Source organism: Bradyrhizobium sp. CIAT3101 (genome assembly GCF_029714945.1).
Lineage (GTDB): Bacteria > Pseudomonadota > Alphaproteobacteria > Rhizobiales > Xanthobacteraceae > Bradyrhizobium.
Genome location: NZ_CP121634.1, coordinates 7,162,678 through 7,185,950 on the forward strand (window position 1 = coordinate 7,162,678; position 23,273 = coordinate 7,185,950).

Sequence of the window (23,273 nt, forward strand, 5' to 3'; positions counted from 1 at the left end):
ACGGCGGCATCACCGGTCTCATCATCCGTAGTCTACCGGATCAACGCACTCTCTCCGACCCGCATCGGCAGCGCGGAATTATCCTGCCGTTTCGGAACCCGGCCGGATTCCGCGGCAACGCGAATGGCCGCGATGTTGGCGGCATAATCGGCACTGCTCTTGCCGCGGAACACAGCGGAACCGGCCACCAGCGTGTCAGCCCCCGCAGCGGCGACAGCAGCCGCATTGTCACGCGTGACGCCGCCGTCGACCTCGAGCCGGATCGGCCGCTCGCCGATCATGCTTCGAATCCGCGCGATCTTCTCGAGCTGGGATTCGAGAAACGACTGGCCGCCGAAACCCGGGTTGACCGTCATCACCAGCACGAGATCCAGACGATCGAGCACATATTCGATCGCGCTCTCGGGCGTCGCCGGACACAGGCTGACGCCGGCCTTCTTCCCGAGTGCGCGGATGGCCTGGAGCGAACGGTCGAGATGCGCCCCCGCCTCGGCATGGACGGTGATGACGTCGGCGCCCGCCTTCGCGAACGCCTCCAGATAGAGATCGACAGGCGCGATCATCAGATGCACGTCAAACACCTTCTTCGTCACCGGCCGGATCGCCTTGATGACATCTGCGCCAAAGCTGATGTTCGGCACGAAGTGGCCGTCCATGACGTCGCAATGGATCCAGTCCGCGCCGGCCGCATCGATTGCCGCGATCTCGTCGCCGAGGCGGGCGAAATCCGCCGCCAGGATCGAGGGGGCGATCACGATCTCCTTGGTCATGGTTTTGCACTCCGCGCATCGGCCCCGCCGCTGAAGACACGGCTCGCCAGGACGTCCATGGGATCGATCGTCTCGAGGTCGGCGACGTCGAGCATGCGATTGAGATCCGACACCAGGCGATCGGCTTGCCGCAGGCGAATGCGATCGACCGCGTTGCGGATCGAGCGCGCGTTGGAGAAGAACGGCTGGGTCCGGCGCAGCGCAATGTATTTCTCGAACGCCTCGCGCGCCGCAGCCGAAAAGCGATAGCCGCGTTCCTTCAACATCAGCTCGGCGATGACCAGCAGCTCGGCTTCCGCATAATCCGGAAATTCGATGTGATGGGCGATGCGCGAGCGGAAGCCGGGATTGGAGGCAAAGAAGCTCGTCATGCGCTCGCCATACCCGGCGAGGATCACCACGAGGTCCTCGCGCTGGTTCTCCATCACCTGGAGCAGGATCTCGATCGCCTCCTGGCCGTAGTCGCGTTCGTTGTCGGGCCGGTGCAGGTAATAGGCCTCGTCGATGAAGAGCACGCCGCCCATCGCCTTCTTCAGGATCTCCTTCGTCTTCGGCGCGGTGTGGCCGATATATTGCCCGACGAGATCGTCGCGTGTCACCGAGATCACCTGTCCGCGCCGCACGAAACCAAGGCCATGGAGGATCTTTGCCATGCGCAACGCCACAGTGGTCTTGCCGGTGCCGGGATTGCCGGTGAACGACATGTGCAGCGTCGGTGGCGCCGAAGCGAGGCCGGCGCGCTGGCGGATACGCTCGATCAGCAGGAGCGACGCGATCTGGCGCACCCGGCTCTTGACCGGCTTCAGACCGATCAGCTCCTGCTCGAGCTGTTGCAGCGTGTCGGTGATCCCGGCCGCTTCGGCCTCCTTGCGAAGATCGAATTGGGTCTCACCGCCTTCGGCGGCTGCTGCATGGGGAACGTCGAGCATGGGCACCTCGAAGAAAAGAGCTTCGCCGCGGGGGGAGCGGCGAAGCAGTGGCCGCCAAGGAAACGGAGCAGGGAGTGCTCCGTGCGGAAGGGAGAGGCTATTGCGAGGCGTGGGCGACAGGCTTGCGCACGGTGGTGTAGCGGATCGCGCGGCCGCCGACCTCCTGCCGCACCAGCTCGAACTCGGCTTCCTGCGGCGGACGGTTGACGAGGAAGGAGATCCGCACCGATTCCCAGCCGTGGCTCGAGTCGAAGCCGCTGACACGGATGTAGCGGTCGCCGTACACCCTGCGGCATTCGGCCAACTCCATCATCACGCCGGCGGCGTCCTGGAGATCGAACATCGGCAGGCCCCACATCTCCCAATAAGTGCTGCGGGGATGCGGGTCGTCGGTGAACTCGATGTTCACCGCCCAGCCGTTGGCAAGACAGTACTGCACCTGCTTATAGATCTGGTCGTCAGTCAGATCGGGCAGGAACGAGAAGCAGCCCTGGGTCAGTTTCATATTCTTTCTCCTCAGACGGTTTCCAGCGCCGTGGGCACGAAGTCCGGCGTGTCGGTGGATTGATAGTTGAAGGTCACGTCCTTCCAGACTTCGAGCGCCGACTTCAACGGCGTGCAGGTCTGCGCGGCCTTGGCGAGAATCTCCGGACCCTCGTGGACGTAGTCGCGCCCCTCGTTGCGGGCGAGGATCATCGCCTCCAGCGCCACGCGGTTGGCGATCGCGCCTGCGGCAATGCCCATGGGATGGCCGATGGTGCCGCCGCCGAATTGCAGCACGACGTCCTCGCCGAGCAGATCGAGCAGCTGGTGCATCTGGCCGGCATGAATGCCGCCGGAGGCCACCGGCATCATCTTGTTCAGGCTCGCCCAGGACTGGTCGAAGAAAATGCCGTGCTCGAGCCTGGTCGGATTGAAATCCTCGCGGCAGACGTCGTAATAGCCGCGCGTGGTGTTGGGATCACCTTCGAGCTTGCCGACCACCGTGCCGGCATGGATGTGATCCACGCCCGCGAGCCGCATCCATTTGGCGATGACGCGGAACGACACGCCGTGGCTCTTCTGCCGGGTGTAGGTCGAGTGGCCGGCACGGTGCAGATGCAGGATCATGTCGTTGCGGCGCGCCCACTTCGCCATCGACTGGATCGCGGTGTAGCCGATCACGAGATCGATCATGACGATGACCGAGCCGAGCTCCTTGGCGAATTCGGCGCGCTCGTACATGTCCTCCATGGTCGCGGCGGTGACGTTCAGATACGTGCCCTTGACCTCGCCGGAGGCCGCCTGCGCCCGGTTCACAGCCTCCATGCAATAAAGGAAGCGGTCGCGCCAATGCATGAAGGGCTGCGAGTTGATGTTCTCGTCGTCCTTTGTGAAGTCGAGCCCACCCTTCAGCGCCTCGTAGACCACGCGGCCGTAGTTGCGGCCTGAAAGTCCGAGCTTCGGCTTGACGGTTGCGCCCAGCAGCGGCCTGCCGAACTTGTCGAGCCGCTCGCGCTCGACCACGATGCCGGTCGCCGGCCCCTGGAATGTCTTCACGTAGGCGACCGGGAACCGCATGTCCTCCAGGCGCAGCGCCTTGAGCGGTTTGAAGCCGAACACGTTGCCGATGATCGAGGCCGACATATTGGCAATCGAGCCCGGCTCGAACAGGTCGAGGTCATAGGCGATGTAGGCGAAATACGAACCCGGCGTGCCCGGCACCGGATCGACGCGATAGCACTTGGCGCGATATTTCTCGGCCGCGGTCAGACGGTCGGTCCACACCACCGTCCAGGTCGCCGTTGAGGACTCGCCGGCGACAGCTGCCGACGCCTCGATCGGGTCGACGCCTTCCTGCGGCGTGACGCGAAACAGCGCGATGATGTCGGTGTCCTTCGGCGTGTAATCGGGCTCCCAATAGCCCATGCGCGCGTATTCCATCGTGCCCGATCGATAGCGTTCCTTGCCGCGGACGGTTCCTGCATGTGCATTCATGGCTCTCTCCTGCTCTTCTCTCTCTGAATGACTAGGCCGCAACTGGCTCGCGCGCGTCGATGCGCGGATCGAGCTCGCCGGCGCGATAGCGCCGCGCCATCTCGCTCAAGGGAACGACCTTGATTTTGCTGGCGTGGCCGGCGGTGCCGAACTGCTCGAAACGATCGCGGCAGAGCTCGCGCATCGCATCCATCGCGGGCTTCAGGAATTTGCGCGGATCGAACTCGTTGCGACTCTGCGCTGCGACCTTGCGGAACACGGCGGTCATGGCGAGCCGGCAATCCGTGTCGATATTGACCTTGCGTACGCCGCTCTTGATCCCGCGCACGATTTCTTCGACCGGCACGCCCCAGGTCTGCGGCATCTCGCCGCCGAACTGGTTGAACATGTCCTGCAGCGGCTGCGGCACCGACGAGGAACCGTGCATCACGAGGTGCGTGTTCGGCAGCCGGCGGTGGATCTCCTCGACCACCCGCATCGCTAGAATGTCGCCGTCCGGCTTGCGGCTGAACTTGTAGGCGCCATGCGAGGTGCCCATTGCAATGGCGAGCGCATCGACCTTCGTGGTGCGAACGAAGTCGACGGCCTGGTCGGGATCGGTCAGCAACTGGTCGTGGCTGACCTTGCCCTCGACGCCATGGCCATCCTCCTGCTCACCACCACCATGCTCGAGCGAGCCGAGCACACCGAGTTCGCCTTCGACGGAGGCGCCGACCCAGTGCGCGAGATCGACGACGCGGCGAGTGATCGCGACGTTGTAATCGTAGTCGGCGGCCGTCTTGGCATCGGCCTTGAGCGAGCCGTCCATCATCACGGACGTAAAGCCATGGGCGATGGCCGACGCACAGGTCGCCTCGTCATTGCCGTGGTCCTGGTGCATGCAGAGCGGAATGTCCGGATAGGTTCGCTCCAGCGCGTCGATCATGTGCGACAGCATGAGATCGCCGGCATAACTGCGGGCACCGCGCGAGGCCTGGATGATGACGGGCGCATCGACCTCGGCCGCCGCCTGCATGATCGCGATGCCCTGCTCCATGTTGTTGATGTTGAATGCCGGCACCGCGTAGCCGTGGCTGGCGGCATGATCGAGCAATTGGCGAAGAGTGATACGGGCCACGAAGAGTCCTCCTGTTATTGCTTGCGAGCGCGGGCGATCGCCCGCCGGGCGGCTTCCGCGACGCCTTGCGGCGTGATGCCGAACTCGCGGTAGAGCACCGGAGCCGGGGCCGAGGCACCGAAGCCGCGCATGCCGACGAACTCGCCCTCCGCGCCGATCCAGCGATGCCAATCGCCGACGACGGCCGCCTCGATGCCCACGCGCGGCGCCTTGCCGAGAACTGCGGCGCGATAGTCGTCGGGTTGCTCCTCAAACAGGGCAAAGCAGGGCGCCGACACGACGGCGGCGCGGACGTGCTCTGTTGCAAGCAGGCGAGAGGCCTCCAGCGCGATCGAGACTTCCGAGCCGGTCGCCATCAGCGTCACGTCGCGTCCGCCATCAGGCGAGACGATCACATAGGCGCCGCGCGCGACCCGGTTCCTGCCGCGGACATCGCTGCGGAAGGTCGGCAATGCCTGGCGCGACAGGCACAGCACGGAGGGACGATTCTCGGCCTCAAGCGCGCAATCCCAGGCTTCCAGCGTCTCGACCGCGTCGGCGGGCCGGAACACGAGCAGGTTCGGAATGACGCGCAGCGCGGCGAGATGCTCGACCGGTTGATGCGTCGGACCATCCTCGCCGAGACCGATGGAGTCATGGGTCATGACATGGATCACGCGCAGTCGCATCAGGGCCGCAAGACGGATCGCCGGCCGGCTGTAGTCGGAGAACGCGAGGAACGTGCCGCCATAGGGAATGAAGCCGCCATGCAGCGCGAGGCCATTCATCGCGGCCGCCATGCCGTGCTCGCGAATGCCGTAATGGATGTAGTCGCCAGCGAATGCGGCACGCTTGACCGGAACCTGCGCCTTGGCATGCGTCAGGTTCGAATGTGTCAGGTCCGCAGAGCCGCCGACGAATCCGGGGATCGTCCCCGCGATGCCATCGAGCACCTGCTGCGAGGCCTGCCGCGTCGCAAGCTTCGGACGCTCGGTGGCAAAGCGTTCGCGCAATTTCGCCGAGGCCTGGGCATAGGCGTTCGGCAAGGCAACCGACTTGCCCTCGATGAAGAGCTCACGCTGCTCGGGCGTCGCGTCTTCGTAGCGATCGAGCCAGGCCAGGCGATCCACCTGCCCGCGTTGGCCAATCATCCGCCACGCCTTCATGACCGGGATCGGCACGACGAAGGGCTGATAGTCCCAGCCGAGTGCCCGCCGTGCAGCCGCGGCCTGCTCGGTGCCGAGCGGCGCGCCATGCGCCTTCTCGGTCCCCTGACGATCCGGCGCGCCGTAACCGATGATCGTGCGGCAGGCGATCAGGGACGGCTTTGCGCTCTCGCGCTCCTCGGCGATCGCCTGCGCAACGGCCTCGGGATCGTGCCCGTCGACGCGGCGGACGGACCAGCCGGAGGCGGCGAAGCGCGCCAGTTGATCGTCCGAAGTTGCGAGCGACGTCGGGCCATCGATCGAGATGCCGTTGTCGTCGAACAGCACGATCAGGCGGCCGAGCTGGAGGTGACCTGCAAGCGAGATCGCCTCCTGGCTGATGCCTTCCATCAGGCAGCCATCGCCTGATATCACGTAGGTGAAGTGATCGACGAGGCCGTCACCATGCCGCGCATTGGCCATGCGCTCGGCGAGCGCCATGCCCACGGCCGTCGCGATGCCCTGCCCCAGCGGTCCGGTCGTGGTCTCGACGCCGGGCGTGTGGCCGTATTCAGGATGGCCCGGCGTCTTCGAGCCCCATTGCCGGAACGCCTTGATGTCGTCGAGGCTGACATCGCCGCCGGTCAGATGCAGCAGCGCATAGAGCAGCATCGAGCCATGGCCGGCCGAGAGCACGAAGCGATCGCGGTCCGGCCAGTTCGGATGTGCCGAGTCGAATTTGAGGAAGCGCGAGAACAGCACGGTCGCGACGTCGGCCATGCCCATGGGCAGGCCGGGGTGACCGGACTGCGACGTCTCGATGGCGTCGACCGCGAGGAAGCGGACGGCGTTGGCGAGATCGCTGTGCGCGACCGCCGTGAGGTCGGCGTCGGCGTGAACCGAGATGTTCATCAGATCCTCCTTTTCACTTCAAGCTGCGCTTGCGCTCGATCAACTGCATGATCAGCGGCGTCAGGATGAGCTGCATCGCCAGATCGAGCTTTGCGCCCGGACACACGATGGAGTTCGCACGGGACATCCAGCTCTGCGGCAGCATCGACAGCAGATAGGGGAAGTCGATCCCGCGCGGATTCTTGAAACGGATCACGACCATCGATTCGTCCGGCGTCGGGATCCAGCGCGCGATGAACGGATTTGAGGTGTCCACCGTCGGCACGCGCTGGAAGTTGATGTCGGTCTCGGTGAATTGCGGGCAGATGTAGTGGATGTAATCCGGCATCCGCCGCAAAATGGTGTCGGTGACGGCTTCGGTCGAATATCCACGCGCGCTGCGGTCGCGGTGCAGCTTCTGGATCCATTCGAGATTGATGACGGGGACGACGCCGATCTTCAGGTCCGCGTAGCGCGCGACGTTGACCCGGTCGGTGACCACGGCGCCGTGCAGGCCTTCGTAGAACAGCAGGTCGGAATTCTCCGGGAGCTGTTTCCACTCGGTGAAGGTGCCGGGCGCCGCACCGTGCAGCGCGGACTCCTCGGCGTCGTGGACGTAGTGCCGCGTCGTCGCGGTGCCGGTCTCGCCATAGTCGCGGAAGGCACGCTCAAGCTCCTCGAACAGGTTGGTGTCCGGGCTGAAATGGCTAAAGTGCTTGTTGCCGCGCTCGGCCTCCTGCGCCATGCGCACGCGCATCTCGGCGCGGTCATAACGATGGAATGCGTCGCCTTCGATGTAGACGGCGTTGACCTTCTCGCGGAAGAAGATCTGTTCGAACGTCTTCTTGACCGATGTCGTACCCGCGCCGGACGAACCGGTGATGGAGATGATCGGATGCTTCCTGGACATAGGTCACCTCGCTCAGAGCCGGAAGAAGCCGCGCCGCGCGAACAGTGGCGCGGAGACACTGGCAACCAGCAGCGGATCGCAGTGCAGTTCGGCGACACGCCGCACTTCGTTGCTGGAGCCCATGACCAGCGGCACGCGCTGGTGCAGGTTTTGCGCTGAGAGATCGAGGATGCGCTCGCGCCCGGTTGAGGCCGAACCGCCGGCCTGCTCGATGATCATCGCCATCGGGTGCGCCTCGTAGACGAGGCGCAGGCGGCCATCGCCATAGCCGGGCCGCGCGTCGGAGGGATAGAGGAACACGCCGCCGCGCGTGAGGATGCGATAGGTTTCCGCGACCAGCGAGCCGATCCAGCGCATGTTGAAATTGTGGTTGGCGGGCCCGTCAACGCCGGCGAGGCATTCATCGATGAAGGCGCGCACCGGCGGCTCCCAATGGCGGCGATTGGAGATGTTGATCGCGAACTCCTCGCAGGCCTCGGAGATCTGCACGGCGCTGCGCGCGAGACGGAAGCAGCCGGCCTTACGGTCGAGCGTGAAGATGTCGACGCCGTCGCCGAGCGTCAGCACCAGCGAGGTCTGCGGGCCGTAGGTGACGAAGCCCGCGGCGAATTGCGCAGAGCCGCGCTGATGGAAGGCGAGACCGAGGTCGTCCGGCGCGGGCAAGATCGAGAAGATCGTCCCGACCGTCATGTTGAGGTCGATGTTGGAGGATCCGTCGAGCGGATCGATCGCGACGCAGATCCTGGCCTCGCGGTCGCCAATCTGAGGCTCGCGCATCTCTTCAGACGCCAGGGCCGCGATCGGCAGCTTGCCGAGGCAGCGACGCAGGATCGCATCCGCCTGCACGTCGAGGTTACGCTGGACATCGCCGTCGCTGTTGCGGCCGGTGGTCAGGCCCGAGGCGTCCGCAAGATCACCGGTGGCGATGAGATCGGCGATCTCGATCGCGGCCGCCGCGATGGCGTCGACTGCGGCCGCCACGGCGAGCGCATGCGGCGCCGTCTCGGAGTGGCGTTGAAGGTGGTCGTCCAGCCTGAGTTGCCCGGTCATCTGCGTCCATCCCCTTGTGGGCGCCACATCCAGTTCCCTCCCCGATGGAGGCAGGTCGCGGTCGTTCCCAGCACGAGGAGATTGACAGGGCCGGCTTAATAAGGAAAATTTCTATTCATAATGAGCGCCAAAGAATTTTCTTATAATGGCCCTGGCCATGCGGCGACCCAGCTCCGGCATCTGACCATCCGGCAGTTGCGCTCGCTCGCGGCGCTTTCGGCCAAGGGCAGCGTCACCGCCGCCTCGACCCAGCTCGGGCTGACCCAGCCGGCCGTGACCCAGCAGCTGCGGCAGCTTCAGGACCTCGCTGGCCTGCCGCTGGTGCAGCGGACCGGCGACGGCATGCTGCTGACGGAGGCAGGTCGCGAGGTGCTGGCGCTCGCCGAGCGCGTCGAGGCCGCGATCACGGACTGCCAGGGCGCGCTCGATCTGCTCGCGGGCAAGACCGGCGGCACGGTGCATCTCGGTGCGGTCTCGACCGCGAAATATTTCGTGCCGCACGCGATCGCGGCCTTCTCCAAGCGCTCACCGAAGATCGAGATCAAGCTGACCGTCGGCAATCGCGAGGAGATTCGCGAGGCCATGCACGGCTACGACCTCGATTTCGCGGTGATGGGTCGGCCACCGGCCGACGTCAGCGTCGATGTGCGTCAGCTCGGGCGCAATCCGCACATCATCGTCGCGCGCAAGGGGCACTGGCTGGAGAAGGATTCAGGCCTCAGCCTGACCGATCTCGTGCACGAGACCTTCCTCACCCGCGAGCCCGGCTCGGGCACACGCACGCTGATGGAGGGGATGTTCCAGAAGTCCGATCTGGAGCCGATCATCGGCATGGAGATGAGCAGCAACGAGACCATCAAGCAGGCGGTGATCGCGGGTCTCGGCATCGCCTTCATCTCGGCGCACACGGTGGCGCATGAGCTCGCCGAGGGGCGATTGATCGTGCTCGATGTCGCGGGTCTTCCGATCGTCCGGCAATGGTACGTGATCCGCCGCAGCGACAAGGTGCTGCTGCCGCCGGCGCAGGCGATGTTCGATTTCCTCGGCTCAGAAGGCGCGAACTATCTGCCCGAAGTGCCCGATTTCGGCGAGCGGTAGCGCGGCCGCTCAGGCCATCAGCTTCATCGCGACCGTCGCCGCCAGAACGACGATGATCTGGAGCAGGCGCTCTGTCGTGAAGATGCGGTTGAAGGTGGTCATCGCTCGCCCCCGGCGGTCGTAGAGATCCGGGCCAGTTGCTAGCACACACGGCCGGCAGCGTAACTCCGTAGTCGTCACGGGTTCTGCGCGCACAGGGGATCGTTGGAACTCGAAATGTTTCGAACGATTCAAATCTGGTGTCCCGGAATTGCTGAACGCCCAACGTGTTCATGCACGCAGTGACTTCGCGTGCACGGATGAGTCTTGCCCCGCATCCGGCCGCATCCTTGGGGAATCCGGGCGAGCTTTGAAGTGCAAGGGAGGGCGCGATGAACCGCATCGCAGCCGACGGAATTCTATTGTCTGTTGCCGGCCGCGGGGTTGCCCGCAGCGTGCTTGCCGTATTGATGACGTCAGGTGCGTTCTTCGCCAGTCCACAAGCCTTCGCGCAAACCGCGCCGGCACCGGGCGCAACGCTTCCTCCCGTCAACGTCACGGCTCCGGAGGCGCAGCGCCGCTCCAGTTCATCCGCGGCGTCGCGACGCTCGAGCGGCACGCGCTCACGTCGCACGCAGACGGCGCACCGGCCGGAGACGGCGCCCGCACCAAAGCCGTTCGCACAATCACAGGACGCCCGCACCGGCACCGTCGGCTATTTCACCAACAGCACCTCCGTTGCCACCAAGTCCAACACGCCGATCGTCAACATCCCGCAATCGCTGTCCGTCATCACCCACGAGCAGATCCGCGACCAGAACTACCAGGGCCTGACTGACGTGACGCGCTATGTGCCCAGCGTCGCCGTGCACCAGGGCGAAGGCAATCGCGACGAGCTCGTCATCCGCGGCGTCGATTCCAGCGCGAATTTCTTCGTCAACGGCTTTCGCGACGACGTTCAGTATTTCCGCGACATGTACAACGCCCAGAGCATCGAGGTGCTGAAGGGCCCGAGCGCGATCACCTTCGGCCGCGGCGCCGGCGGCGGGCTTCTCAACCGGACGCTCAAGGAGGCCGACGGCAACCGTGTCTACCAGGCGACCGCGCAGACGGGATCATGGGGCGACCGCCGCGTCACGCTCGACGCAGGGCAAGCCATCAACGAGAACGTCGCGGCGCGACTGAACGTATTTTACGAGGGCAGCGATGCGTTCCGCGACTTCAACCATCTCGAACGCTACGGCATCAATCCGACCGTCACGCTGAAGCCGGACGACTTCACCAAGGTCAAGCTGTCCTACGAATATTACCACGACGGCCGCACCGCCGATCGCGGCAATCCCTCGCAGAGCCTCCCCGGCGGCGTCACCCGGTTCAATCCGACCACGCCGTTTGCCCCGAACGGAAATTTCCAGACCTTCTTCGGCGGTCCGAGCCTCAACACCGCGCAGGCAACGGTGCAGACCGGCATGGCGATCATCGAGCACGATTTCCAGAACGGATTGACGGTGCGTAACGGCACGATCGCGGCCGATTACCAGAAATTCTACCAGAACATCTATCCGACCGGCGGGGCGCTGGCCGGCGCCGTCAATCCGGCCGACACCGCGGTCAATCTCGGCGCCTATCAGCACACCACCAACCGCGACAATGTCTTTAACCAGACCGACTTCATCTACAAGGGCTGGACCGGGCCGGTCGCGCACACCGTGGGTTTCGGCACCGAGTTCGGCCGCCAGACCGGCGTTGACATCCGCAACACCGGCGTCTTCCCGAACGGCACCAACACCATCGTCCAGAACCCGTTCGCGCCGACCTATTTCGGACCGGTCAATTTCGTCCACCACTTCACCGGCACCAATACCGATGGCGTCACCACGCCGGACTCCAACAGCAAATACGGCTTGAATATCGAGTCCGGTTACTTGCGCGACACCATCGAATTTTCGCGCGCACTCCAGCTCATCGTGGGCACGCGGTTCGACCGGTTCGAGATGTCGGCGCTTGACATGAACACCAACATCAACCGCGCCCGCACCGACAATCTGGTGTCGCCGCAGGCGGCCCTGATCGTCAAGCCGATCGAGAGCATGTCGGTCTACACCGCCTACAGCATCTCCTACCTGCCCGCTTCCGGCGATCAGTTCTCCTCTCTGACCGATGGCACGCTGATCCTGCAGCCGCAGAAATTCGAGAACACCGAGGTTGGGATGAAGTGGAACATCAATCCGAAGCTGCTGTTCTCGACGGCGATCTACAATCTCAACCGCACCAACCAGCCGATCGCCGACGGCAACAATCCCGGCTTTTTCTTCCCGTCCGGCGCCACGCTGACGCGCGGCTTCGAGGCGAGCCTCGTCGGCTACGTCACCGACCAATGGCAGTCTTCGCTGGGCTATGCCTATACGGATGCCAAGATCACCAGCGCGACATCGGCGACCGTCGTGGCCGGCAATCGCGTGCAGCTCGTGCCGTACAATCAGTTTGCATGGTGGAACAAGTATCAGTTCACGCCCGTGTGGGCGGCGGCGCTCGGCATCATCTATTTCGGTGATTCCTTTGCGTCGTCAGACGACACCGTGAGGCTGCCGAGCTTCGTCCGCTTCGATGCCGGCGTCTACGCCACGATCGATGCCAATTGGCGCGCGCAGCTGACGGTCGAGAACATCTTCAACAAGGGATATTGGGCCTCGGCCGACGGCAACAACAACATCTCGCCCGGCCAGGGGCGCACGGTGAGGGTTCAGGCGAGCTACAGGTTCTGAGCTAGTTTCAGGCAACGTCAGCGATCCCTTCGCTGACGTTCGCGCCGGATGGTTAACGCTTAGGCCGCGAGCGGCGTGGCGTAGTCGGCGCGCGCGGCGAAATAGGCTTCCAGCTCCGACAGCGCGCGGGCTTCCCACTCGCTGGCCTGCTCCAACAGCGACCAGCGCTGGCCCGGCCGAAACGCCGCGGTCTGGCGATAGAGCGATGCGATGCCACGGTAGCGGCGCACGTTCTCGAAAATGGCGTGTCCGTTCATGTCGAAAACTCCCTCGTATTCCCACGAGGGAAATTGCGGCCAAATCTTTTTCGAAAAGTTAGCGGCGCGATCCAGCTGTGTGGATGGTTGCCGGACTGTTGCGCGAGCGCAACGCACGCGCTCGGTGCAGCACCTGATTATTGCGAATTCGTTGCCGCGCTCTCACCCGGCGACTTCAATCCACCGCGGCCGTTGATCGTCATGCTCGCGCGGCAGAGATCGGCAAGGCCGATCAGGAGCACGGCGAGCAGGCAGAACAGATTAATGGAATCCGCGTTCGCGCTGGACAGCGGCGTGAACTCGAAGAAGGGCGGAATGAACGCCCACCACACCAGCGGCACGGTGAGCAATGCGGCGAACACTGCCGCCGGTGCACCCGCGACGAGGCCGAGCACGAACAGGCTGGGGAGGAACGCCGCGAAATAGAGCTTTGCGCCGAGCGCGACGCAGACACCTTGGAGCGCAGCCGACGCTGCGACGACGATAAATCCGAGCAGAAATGCCTGCCACGACCATGGCCGTACTCGCGGTACGCCATACAGTCCCGCACGCCTCATAGGGCCTCCCTGCGGCTGTTAACCCGGCCGCTTGCGACCAAAGTACTACAGCTGCAGGGAAATCGCGAGGTGGAAATTGCATCGGACGGGCCGCCGTAACCGGGGCTTGGTAAACGGCGGCCCGCACAATCGTACCGTTATTCGGCCGCCGCGTAGATCAGGCTGGCAACAGGCAGCGCAAGGCCAATGGCCGAGGCCAGCGTCCAGCCGCCTTGCGCGAACGCCCAGGCGCCGAGCCCGGATCCCGCCGCACCGGCGGCGAAGAACGTCGCCATATAGAGCCCGTTGAGGCGGCTGCGGTGCTCGTGCCCGAGCACGAAGATGGCGCGGAAGCCGATCACGACATTGCCCTGCACGCCGAGATCGATCGCGATCGCGGCCGCGACCAGACAGGCGAGGTTCAGCATCGATCCGGCTGCGCCGACATGCGTCACCAGGAAACCCAGGGCGACGGATAGCATCGCGGCGATCGTGGCGATGCGGCTATGGCCGCGATCGGCGAGCCGCCCTGCGATCGGTGCCGCGAACACGCCGGACACGCCGGCGAGCGCGAACAGCGCGATACCGCGCTGGGTGAAGCCGAACTGGCTCGCGAGCTGGAGCGGCACCACGGTCCAGAACAGCGTGAAGGCACCGAACAGGCCGGCCTGGTAGAGCGCGCGCCGCCGCAACAGCGGCGTGGCGCGCACCAGATGCGGCATCGACAGCAGCAGCTCGCCGTAATGCATGCGCACCACGGGCTTGCGTTTCGGCAGCGTGAGACGCAGCACGATCGCGAGCACGATCATCAACGCCGCCGAGCAGAAGAACACCGCATGCCACGACAGCGCCGCTGCGATGAAGCTCGACACCGGCCGCGCCAGCATGATGCCGAACATCAAGCCGGTCGAGACGTTGCCGACGACGCGGCCGCGAATGGCCTCCGGCGCAAGGTGCGCGGCATAGGGAATGATGATCTGCACCGCGACCGAGCCGAGCCCGATGAACAGCGCGGCGATCAGGAACGGCAGCGCATGGGTCGCAAACGCGGCCGCGAGCAGCGCCGCCGCGCCGAGCGTGATGACGGTGCAGATCAGCGTGCGGTTCTCGACGAGATCGCCGAGCGGCACGATGAACAGCAGGCCCGTGCCGTAGCCGATCTGCGTCATGGTGACGATCAGGCCGGCGGCCGCGTGCGACAGGCCGAGCGCGGCGCTGATGGGGGCGATCAGCGGCTGGGCATAATAGATGTTGGCGGCGACCATGCCACAGGCCGCGGCAAGCACGAAGGTCAGTCGCTGCGACACCGCATCCGGTTCGGGTGCGGCGTCGATCGTGGCATTCATCGTCATTCCAAACTCTCCGACACGTCGTCGTCTCCAGATATAGGAAACGATCATTTCCTAATTTGACAAAACTTCAGGCAAGCAGCTTCATCGCGACGCCGAGCAGACGCTCGTCGTCGAGCGGCAGACGCACCTTGCCGACGACGCGCAGGCCCTGCGTCATGCAGATCATCAGCCGCGCGGTGTCGTCGGCCTCGACATGGTCCGGGATGGAGCCGTCGGCCTGCCCTTCGCGAATGAGGCCCGCGATGAAATTCTCGTTGGTCTTGAGTTGCGCCGAGACGCGCGCGCGCATCGCCGGATCGACCGCCGACAGCTCGACCGCACTGCCGACCACGATGCAGCCGCGGCGGCCCTCGCTACCCTGGGAGTGCTCGACATAGGACGACAGCACGTTGCGCACCCGCTCGCGGCCGTTCGCACCCCGCGCCGCGGCGGCCCGGGTCTGCTCCCGGCGCACCGACACATAGCGCTCGAAGGCAGCGACGAACACGGCATGCTTGTCGCGAAACGCCTTGTAGACGCTGCCAGTGGCAAGCCGCATCGCCGCGGTCAGCTCTCCGATCGAGGTGGCATGATAACCACGCTCGCAAAACACCCGGATCGCGCCGTCCAGCGCGGTGTCCATGTCGAACTCGCGGGGACGGCCGGGTGGATTGGGGGCAGGCTCGGCTTTGCGGGCGATCTTTTGCATCGCATCATATTAGGGAATGATTGTTCCCGAATAAAGACACAGGGTTGTGATTGGAGGCCGAGACCAGCGGCCACAACCCCGGTGTCGTCCTGGCGAAAGCCAGGACCTATACCGCGAGGTCTATCGATTTGAGGAGATATCGGTCTCGCCCAACCACTCTTCGCCAAACCCCTCCCTGGGGTTATGGGTCTCGGCCTTCGCCGGGACGACGACTGAGGGTGTGTACAGCCGTCCCATCCGCCATGGTCGCCACGCCCTTCCGCTCGACGATCATCCCATATGCCTGCGGCTGGCGATGAACATCGAAATTGAAGATCGTGCGCTTGTAGGAATTGCAGAGATCGAGATCGCAGCGGGCGATCGCGAGCTCGTCGCCCTTGGTCGTGCATCGCGCGACGATCTCGCCCGACGGCGCGATGATGCAGCTGCCGCCGATATGGTCGACGCCCTCTTCCACGCCGGCCTTGGCGACGCCGACCACGAAGGTGCCGTTCTGGTAGGCGCCCGACTGCATCACCAGATGATTGTGGAACAGCGAGAGATCGTCATGCTCGGGCGCGGGCGGATTGTGCACCGGCGTGTTGTAGCCGATCATCACCATCTCGACGCCCTGCAGGCCCATGACCCGATAGGTCTCGCTCCAGCGGCGGTCGTTGCAGATCGCCATCCCCATCACGCCGCCGAACGCGTCGACCACGCCAAAGCCGCTTCCCGGCTCGAAATAGCGCTTCTCCAGATGCTGAAACTTGCGCCAGGGCTCGTGCTCGGCGTGGCCGGGCAGATGGACCTTGCGGTATTTCGCGACGATCGCGCCGTTTTTGTCGACGAGGATCGACGTGTTGTAGCGGTGAACGAGTCCAGCCTCGACCGTCAACTCGGCATAGCCGAGGCAAAATCCGATGCCGCTCGCGCGCGCGAGATCGAACAGGGCTTGCGTCTCCGCTCCCGGCATCTCGCGCTCGAAAAAATTGTCGATCGCGGCCTGGTCCTCGAAGTACCAGCGCGGAAAGAAGGTGGTGAGCGCGAGCTCAGGATAGACGATCAGATCGCAGCCATTGGCCTTGGCCTGGCGCATCAACGCCATCAGGCGCGCCACCACCTCACGCCTCGTGTCGCTCCTCGCGATCGGGCCCAATTGGCCGGCCGCCACAGTCACACATCTCGCCACGAATCGTCCCTCGTTCGTTTGCTGGATTAATCGGGTCCATTATCGTGCCCGCACAAACGACGGTCGCGCCCATGCAGATTCCACGCCTGTTGGAGCCGTTGCCTGAGGATGAGCCAGCGCGCTCAGGTATTCCAGGAACTTTCGTTGCCAATCTGCAACGGTTCCCCACGATCTAACACCGGACAAAAGAAACGCCCAATGCGGCCACGAACCCTGCTCACAACGCCGTGAGACAATTCAGGGGAACGACGATGCGTGCACAACGCGTTTGGAACGTGAATGGAGCCGCCAGCATCGGGCAGCTTCAGTCCAGATTGGACGATTTGAACAAGCGGCTGAACCAGCTCGAAAACCAGCATCCCGAGAGCTGGAGGGTCGAAGAGCTGAAATCGAGCGCGCTCAGCCTGTCGCGGGAGATCGACGACATCCGCTGCGCCGAGGCAACGGCGGCCCTGCGGGAACTGCTGCGAAAATAAGATAGCAGGCGGCGCAACGGATTCGTGATCCGCCGCCCGCCCGGCTTTGTGCACAATCCAGCCACATCTTGGACGTTCATTACGGGCCTGCACGTCTCGGGAGCGAGCGCGCGCTTGTCCTCGCGATAGCGGGACACCGGCCTCAAGATCGTGACCGCACATCGCAGAAATTGACCACCCCATGAGCACGCCCGCTTCGGCCAGCCCGGAACGCCACATCGTCGTTCTCGTCTATCCGAACATCATGGCCATGGACGTCTGCGGCCCGATGGAAGCCTTCGGCATGGCGAATGCGCTGGCCGGGCGCGGCCTGTACCGTCTGTCGGTCACCGCCGTGACCACCGATCCGATCTCGACGTCATTGGGGTTCTCCATCGTCCCCAACTCCGCGCTCGCCGATCTCGACGGCACGATCGACACGCTTCTGGTCGCAGGCGGATATGGCCACGTCGCGGCGCTAAGCGACCCCGCCCTGGTCGGCTGGCTGCGCGAAGCAGCCCCCAAAGCGCGACGACACGGCTCGATCTGCACCGGTGCGTTTCCGCTCGCGGCATCCGGCCTTCTCGACGGCAAGCGCGCGACCACGCACTGGGCCCTTGCACCGTCTTTCGCGCAGAATTTTCCGGCGACGACACTCGAGATCGACCGCATCTTCGTGCGCGATGGCCAGACCTACACGTCGGCCGGCATCACGGCCGGGATCGATCTCGCGCTTGCCCTGATCGAGGAAGATCACGGGCGCACCTTTGCCCTGCGCGTGGCCCGCAGCCTTGTGGTGTTCCTGAAGCGCCCGGGGGGACAATCGCAGTTCTCGACACATCTCCAGGCGCAATTCAGCGCGGTTCCCGCCCTCCGAAAGGCGCAGGAATGGGCACTCGCGCACCTGGCCGAGGACCTCAGCGCAGAAGCGCTCGCAGCCCATGTCGGGATGAGCGAGCGGAATTTTCGCCGGTTGTTCGTCGACGAGCTTCACGAGACGCCGCGCGAATATGTCGAGCGGATTCGGCTCGACGAAGCGCGGCGTCAGATCGAGGACACTGATCTTCCCGCCCAGACTGTCGCAAAACGGTGCGGATTCGGCACCGTGCACAGCCTGCGGCGCGCCTTCGTCCGTCAGCTCGGCGTGACCCCGCAATGGTATCGCGCACAATTTCAGAAGAACGAAGCGGCGCGCGACGGCACCTGAACTTCAGGTTGCACTTTTTGGCCGGATTTACTCCATCTTTGGCCAGGACTGCACACGCGGTGCGATGGCCGGCGCCGGCGTTTCGTTGTTTAATCGCGACATTGCCCCGCCGCACGTCGCGGCGTCGAAAGGAGCGCATGCGAGATGCGCACCAGTGAAATTGTAGATCTTTTTCCGGATACCGATTTTCACGCCGTACCGGCAGTTCTGGACCATCTTGCGGCGGGCGTGGCCCTGCTCGATCGCAGGCTCCACGTTCAGTTCGCCAACAAGGCCTTCCGTGCCATGACCAATGACGGCGCGCTGGCGTTGCGCGGTCGGACGCTGTCGAGCGCATGGCCGGCCTCGGCACGGCAGTTCGATCGCATGACCCGCTCGGCGCTATCGGGCGCGCCCGGCGGCACGATGGCCATTCCCCATCCAGGCGACGGGCGGCTCATCACCATCCTCGTGGCGCCGGCGCAGGGCCGCGCGCGCGATGGCCTTGCGGGCCTCGGCGACCACGACAGCGCGGCGATCATCTTCATGCTCGATCCCGCCCGGCCACCGGCGCTGCCGCCGCAATGGATCATGGACGCCTACAAGCTGACCAAGGCGGAGGCGCAGGTCGCGCTGCAGGCCTCGCTCGGCCACTCCGTGTCGACCATCGGCATCCGGCTCGAGATCTCGCCGAATACGGTCAAGACCCATCTGAGGCGGGTGTTCGCCAAGACCGGCGTCCGCGGCCAGGCGGAGCTGGTGGGCCTGCTCTCGGCGCTGCGGTCGGTGCGCGGGGACGAGAGCGGGGCTTGAGAGGCCGCATCGATCCGATCGCCGCGGAGGATTCGGCCGGCATCCAAGGAACCAACGCGCAGCCCCGCCATTTCCATGGAGAGAGCATGGAGCACAATCATGACCAGGCACCTGACGCGAGCCGATCTCGCGCGCGGTGTGGCCGGCGCGGTTTCCACGCTGGTCCTGTGCGCGACGATGGCCTTCACCATCGCGCACCACTTCGCGTTGTAAGAATTTGGCGTTGTGAAGAATTTGGCGCTGTGAGGAAATTCGCATGATGTCCGCCCCCGAGGAGTCGGTGAGACTGCAAGGTTTTGGCGAGATGACGTTGCGCACGGCGATCGCGACGGTGATGCTGCTTGCACCGCGCGAACGCGCCGAGGCCGCGATCTTCCGCGTGCGTGACGGCGTGCGTCTGGCCGCGAGCGAGATCGCCGAGCTGGCGTCGGAATGGGGCATCGCGCCCGCGGTCGAGATCAGATCGCCAAGGCTCGTCCCCGACCCGCGCTGGTCAGACATCGTGCGCGGCATGGTGCGAGAGGCCCCGCTGCCGTCGCTGATGGTGGCGTTTTTGCTGGGCGTGCTGGTGACGCGCAGGTGATCGCGCGCGCTCGCTGCGACACACTCGCGTGACTGCAGCGCATGTTTGCCGCGAAAACCAGACGCGGCCGTTGTTGCTCGCGAAATCGCGATCTTCCTGCGGGGAACGCGCGAACGCAGCAGGGATTGGCTCGCTGTCGAAACCCGACATGGAGACAACCATGACACGCATGAAACTAGTGAGCGCGGCCGCACTGCTGATTTTGCCGCTCGCAACTGCAAGCCCCAGCCTCGCGGCCGGACGCGGTCCCGGCGGCTGCACCCCGGCGAGCGGCGACGCTGTCGGCGCCGCCGGTCCGGCGATGAGCGGCGGTCAGTTGATGGCCGGCGTCGGTCAATGCCGACCCATCGGTAGTTGGCATCAAGCCAACACCTACGGCTATTGGGGGCCCGGTTACGGATACGACCAGCCCGGCTGGCGCGCTCCGGCTTACGCGCCCCACGAGTACTGAGGCCACCACCGAAAACCACAATGGCGCGGTCGATCTCGACCGCGCCGTTTGCGTTGGAGATCCTACGCGCGACGACAGCTACCGCGCTCTCTCAGTCTCTCGATCCATTCACCGCTGAGACCATCGAGTGCATCGTCGATCGGCCAGTCGGGTGACGTCTCGACCAGATAAAGCAGTGACCAAGCGAGCCCAAAGCAGTCATCAGGGCCAAAGAGCCGGACCAAAGCCCTTGCCTCATCCTTGGTAACGGGCGTTTGCACACCGGCAAGCAAAGCTTCCAGCTCCCGCAGCACTGGCGCCTTGGCCAAACTTGAACTCGGGAATGGACCGAGCTGAACAAGGCGCTGAATCGCTGGCTGCATCACCGTGTACTCCGGCGCATTTCCGATCAGCCCATGTCCGCGAGACAGTCGAGCGAAGCCGCTAGGCCTCTGACCTAGCTCGCGAGGCCGGACCGTCAATACCGGCGAGCGACAAGCCATGCCACGCGCTCAAGCCGCCCTGCGAGGGCCAAATCGGCCGTGGACCCGCCCTCAAAATCGTTGCAAAAAGGAACCCCGAGGCGCTGGCGGCCGGTCCGCCAAGCCTCTGGAAAACGTCAACTTTTGGAAGAATGGTCGGAGTGGCAGGATTCGAACCTGCGACCCCTGCGTCCCGAACGCAGTGAGCAAACCCTAACCCATTGACATTTCAATAAGCGACGCGGGTTCTGTCCCGTTTTGTTCACGCCGTTTCGGCCATTTCATTGCGATATCGTTGCGGCGTTCATGCTCTGACTTCCCTCCTCGGGTGTGTTTCGCGGGATCAAAAACACCGAGGCGCAGCCTCCCCCCATGGCCGACATTCGCTCGTGAAAATAATCCTAGTACGGGCCGGAATCTAAGTTCGATAGTGGACCAGCCGATCCAAAACTGCACCCACGTCGACACGGATTAAGATAGGTTTGTGCCGGCGGCATCCTTCGACGGATTAGAGCCGCCAAGATCTCGGCGGACTGTGGTCAAGTTGAGAATCTGCTTGCCATCTATGAATAGCCGTATCAGGTTTACCCTGATCGTAGAGGCCTTTTCGCGAGATCTGAGCTTTTGGTTGGAAAGTTTTTCCGCCGAAAGGTTATCTCGAAAACCGAAGATGAAGAAAGAGAAACGCGGTAAGGCTTTCGGCCTAGCTCGTTGACTTTCTTGAACTGAGTATCTTGCCTTGTGAAATTGGGCCTTCCTTTGGTGGCGCCCGGACTGACAGAAGGCAAGATTGTACGGGAGGGATTGGACCCCCGAACGTGCACCGTGGTCGGGTCGCAGCAATGCATCCGACCGAAGTCGAGATGTTGTTGCGACCCGATCTTTGTCATGCGTGCACAACCCTCGATAGAGACAGCGCCCGCTGTAAGCGTAGCTTCAGCGGGCGTTTCTCATTTCTAGTTTTTCCACAACCACTATGATGTGCTCCGCATCTTCTTGTTGACGATGCGTTTGCATACTCTAGCGTGTGATTGTCGATGCTGTTTCGGAGGCATCGATGTGAGAGTGGTCCAACATGTCTCACTCAGTCCGAAGCACCAAGGGAGCACGCCTCCCTTCAACTATGCGAGACGACGCTGCCACCTGACGCTTGCGCGTTCCTGGTGAGCCTCAGGATGTTGCGTAGTGCTTAGACCATTCCTGACGTAGGCACCCTAGTGCCCGCGTAAGCAGCGTTGTCTCGATTTTTGAAGGCTGCCTCCCAGTCATCGTCACTCAAACCTGGCTGCCGAAAGGGCATTGCCGGAAGGCGGGAGAGCCATGTGCACTAACAGTAGAACTCGAGAACCGATTTCAAACGTCCCACCAAGTATTCCCAAGCCAGAAGCCGGCACAGTGGAAGCGTCCAGCCGAACAGAAGACGTCCGTTGCGAGGAAACCCCGCTCACTAAATCAGCACGATTGATGGGAATCGCCTGGGTCGCTGAGTAGCGGTCATGTTCGACATCTCACATTTTGATGTCGGGCAGGCTGAAACCACCGACTGGACGCCTACCACACCGCTTCACCAGCGGCTGTCGGGCGATGACTGCCCCTATTTCTGCGAAGAGACCACCCTCCCCGATCGTGGGAAGAGACTGAAAAAAGTCGGTCAGCGCAACTACAAGCGCATGCATTGCGAAAAACTTGCCTTGGCCGACAGCCTAGAGGCCGCCGGTCGCGACGATGTCGCCAACCTCCTCCGCAACTGCTGCAGCCAGTTATTTGTCGATCGCTACACCAAGGGCGTGCGCGTCCGGGGATTAAACGAGTGCAAGCATCCACTGTGCCCAACCGCACAGCTGGCGCGGGCCCGTCGTCAATACGGCGCCACCGTCGTAGCCGTCGAAAAATTACTCAGCACAACGGCTGACATGCAGGGGCTCTTGCTCACGTTGACAGTGCAGAGCTGTCCGGCGCACGAGCTGAATTATCGCCTCGGCGAGATCATCCGCGCATTCGGACGGCTTATGAGCTTCACCAAGGTGAAGCAAGCGGTGAAGGCCTATGTTCGCTCAGTCGAGTTCACGCGCAACGCCATCACGAGTCTATGGCACGTGCACATTCATGCCTGCCTCTTCGTATCGAAAGCCGAGTACTTCCGGCGCAGCAGCAAAATCTACATCTCCCAGGAGCAATGGGCAGCGCTGTGGCGCAAAGCCCTACGCGCGACTTATGACCCCGTCGTCGACATCCGCGCTTTGAATGGCTTGGTTTCGCCACTCGATGAGCGCGGCCGCGACGCGCTTTGCGAGGTGATCAAGTACCAGGTCAAACCGGGCAGCCTTGTCTATTGGGAGAGCGGAAGAGCCTACGCGGTCGGCCGCCAGGTCCCGGAACTCTACCGCAAGCCGGGCAGTGACAAGCTTGAGCCGATGCTCAACGTCCCGGTGATTGCCTTCTGCGATGCCGTGAAGGGCCGCCGACTCGTCGCCACGTCCCGCAATCTGCAGGGCGATGAAACCCTCGATTTCACAGACGATCCCAAGGGCGAAGTGAAGGCCATCGACCTCGGCGAGTTCATCTGCACCGAAATCTACCAGTGGCACACGCGCGGGCGAGACGCGGATTTCTTCCTGGTCGGTCGGACCTTCAACGACCCGGACCAACCCGGAAAGCAGGGAGGGTTCGCTATGGGGCCGTGAACAACAACACGCCGAGCAATCAAACATCA

22 protein-coding genes are annotated in these 23,273 nt (G+C 63.8%); 8 read left to right on the plus strand and 14 right to left on the minus strand.

The annotated features are described in order from the left end of the window. Positions 1-32: 32 nt before the first annotated feature. The 8 genes from rpe to QA645_RS33530 form a co-directional block, all read right to left on the minus strand. Complete coding sequence (gene rpe, locus QA645_RS33495; RefSeq protein WP_283045484.1) at positions 33-770, minus strand: ribulose-phosphate 3-epimerase; 738 nt, start codon at positions 768-770, stop codon at positions 33-35. Beyond that, entirely contained in the window at positions 767-1,699 is a 933-nt protein-coding gene (gene cbbX / locus QA645_RS33500; protein WP_283045485.1) for a CbbX protein, read from the minus strand. Before cbbX ends, rpe begins: the two co-directional genes overlap by 4 nt. A 97-nt stretch (positions 1,700-1,796) precedes the next feature. Beyond that, a complete protein-coding gene (locus QA645_RS33505; protein WP_283045486.1) occupies positions 1,797-2,204 on the minus strand; it encodes a ribulose bisphosphate carboxylase small subunit in 408 nt (135 codons plus the stop codon). An 11-nt stretch (positions 2,205-2,215) separates the two neighbouring features. Then, positions 2,216-3,676, minus strand: coding sequence for a form I ribulose bisphosphate carboxylase large subunit (locus tag QA645_RS33510; protein WP_283045487.1), 1,461 nt, complete (start codon positions 3,674-3,676; stop codon positions 2,216-2,218). 31 nt (positions 3,677-3,707) lie between these two features. Further along, a complete protein-coding gene (gene fba / locus QA645_RS33515) occupies positions 3,708-4,793 on the minus strand; it encodes a class II fructose-bisphosphate aldolase (protein ID WP_283045488.1) in 1,086 nt (361 codons plus the stop codon). Positions 4,794-4,807: 14 nt separating this feature from the next. After that, the gene (gene tkt, locus QA645_RS33520) at positions 4,808-6,829 is read right to left on the minus strand and encodes a transketolase (RefSeq protein WP_283045489.1); all 2,022 of its coding nucleotides are present in this window, start codon (positions 6,827-6,829) and stop codon (positions 4,808-4,810) included. Positions 6,830-6,842: 13 nt separating this feature from the next. Next, the gene (locus tag QA645_RS33525) at positions 6,843-7,718 is read right to left on the minus strand and encodes a phosphoribulokinase (protein WP_254129523.1); all 876 of its coding nucleotides are present in this window, start codon (positions 7,716-7,718) and stop codon (positions 6,843-6,845) included. 12 nt (positions 7,719-7,730) lie between these two features. After that, complete coding sequence (locus QA645_RS33530; protein ID WP_283045490.1) at positions 7,731-8,768, minus strand: class 1 fructose-bisphosphatase; 1,038 nt, start codon at positions 8,766-8,768, stop codon at positions 7,731-7,733. 120 nt (positions 8,769-8,888) lie between these two features. Here QA645_RS33530 and QA645_RS33535 point away from each other — a divergent pair, with 120 nt between their 5' ends. Further along, complete coding sequence (locus tag QA645_RS33535; protein ID WP_254192363.1) at positions 8,889-9,866, plus strand: LysR family transcriptional regulator; 978 nt, start codon at positions 8,889-8,891, stop codon at positions 9,864-9,866. A gap of 371 nt (positions 9,867-10,237) precedes the next feature. Continuing rightward, positions 10,238-12,610 carry a TonB-dependent siderophore receptor gene (locus QA645_RS33540; protein WP_283045491.1) on the plus strand — a complete coding sequence of 791 codons (2,373 nt, stop codon included), beginning with the start codon at positions 10,238-10,240 and terminating at the stop codon, positions 12,608-12,610. A 59-nt stretch (positions 12,611-12,669) separates the two neighbouring features. Here QA645_RS33540 and QA645_RS33545 read toward each other — a convergent pair whose 3' ends face one another. The 5 genes from QA645_RS33545 to QA645_RS33565 all read right to left on the minus strand — a co-directional run bounded on the left by QA645_RS33545 (position 12,670) and on the right by QA645_RS33565 (position 16,611). Continuing rightward, positions 12,670-12,867, minus strand: coding sequence for a hypothetical protein (locus QA645_RS33545; protein WP_283045492.1), 198 nt, complete (start codon positions 12,865-12,867; stop codon positions 12,670-12,672). Positions 12,868-13,004: 137 nt separating this feature from the next. Beyond that, positions 13,005-13,424, minus strand: coding sequence for a DUF4118 domain-containing protein (locus QA645_RS33550; protein WP_254129518.1), 420 nt, complete (start codon positions 13,422-13,424; stop codon positions 13,005-13,007). A gap of 137 nt (positions 13,425-13,561) precedes the next feature. Next, positions 13,562-14,755 (minus strand): MFS transporter, encoded by a 1,194-nt coding sequence (locus QA645_RS33555; RefSeq protein WP_283045493.1) that lies wholly within the window; start codon positions 14,753-14,755, stop codon positions 13,562-13,564. A gap of 67 nt (positions 14,756-14,822) precedes the next feature. Next, positions 14,823-15,443 (minus strand): TetR/AcrR family transcriptional regulator, encoded by a 621-nt coding sequence (locus QA645_RS33560; protein WP_283045494.1) that lies wholly within the window; start codon positions 15,441-15,443, stop codon positions 14,823-14,825. Between the two features lie 181 nt (positions 15,444-15,624). Then, a complete protein-coding gene (locus tag QA645_RS33565) occupies positions 15,625-16,611 on the minus strand; it encodes an N-carbamoyl-D-amino-acid hydrolase (RefSeq protein WP_283045495.1) in 987 nt (328 codons plus the stop codon). 251 nt (positions 16,612-16,862) lie between these two features. Between QA645_RS33565 and QA645_RS33570 the strand changes: the two genes are divergently transcribed. The 5 genes from QA645_RS33570 (at position 16,863) to QA645_RS33590 (ending at position 20,099) form a co-directional block, all read left to right on the plus strand. Next, a complete protein-coding gene (locus QA645_RS33570; protein ID WP_254129514.1) occupies positions 16,863-17,087 on the plus strand; it encodes a hypothetical protein in 225 nt (74 codons plus the stop codon). Between the two features lie 181 nt (positions 17,088-17,268). Next, complete coding sequence (locus tag QA645_RS33575) at positions 17,269-18,273, plus strand: GlxA family transcriptional regulator (RefSeq protein WP_283045496.1); 1,005 nt, start codon at positions 17,269-17,271, stop codon at positions 18,271-18,273. Positions 18,274-18,417: 144 nt separating this feature from the next. Then, positions 18,418-19,065 carry a LuxR C-terminal-related transcriptional regulator gene (locus tag QA645_RS33580; RefSeq protein ID WP_283045497.1) on the plus strand — a complete coding sequence of 216 codons (648 nt, stop codon included), beginning with the start codon at positions 18,418-18,420 and terminating at the stop codon, positions 19,063-19,065. Between the two features lie 256 nt (positions 19,066-19,321). Beyond that, positions 19,322-19,648, plus strand: coding sequence for a hypothetical protein (locus QA645_RS33585; RefSeq protein WP_283045498.1), 327 nt, complete (start codon positions 19,322-19,324; stop codon positions 19,646-19,648). Positions 19,649-19,808: 160 nt separating this feature from the next. After that, the gene (locus tag QA645_RS33590; protein ID WP_283045499.1) at positions 19,809-20,099 is read left to right on the plus strand and encodes a hypothetical protein; all 291 of its coding nucleotides are present in this window, start codon (positions 19,809-19,811) and stop codon (positions 20,097-20,099) included. Positions 20,100-20,161: 62 nt separating this feature from the next. Here the strand turns inward: QA645_RS33590 and QA645_RS33595 are convergent, their stop codons facing one another. Beyond that, the gene (locus QA645_RS33595; protein WP_283045500.1) at positions 20,162-20,461 is read right to left on the minus strand and encodes a hypothetical protein; all 300 of its coding nucleotides are present in this window, start codon (positions 20,459-20,461) and stop codon (positions 20,162-20,164) included. Positions 20,462-22,056: 1,595 nt separating this feature from the next. Between QA645_RS33595 and QA645_RS33600 the strand changes: the two genes are divergently transcribed. Next, the gene (locus QA645_RS33600) at positions 22,057-23,244 is read left to right on the plus strand and encodes a protein rep (RefSeq protein WP_283045502.1); all 1,188 of its coding nucleotides are present in this window, start codon (positions 22,057-22,059) and stop codon (positions 23,242-23,244) included. The last annotated feature ends 29 nt before the right edge of the window (positions 23,245-23,273 follow it).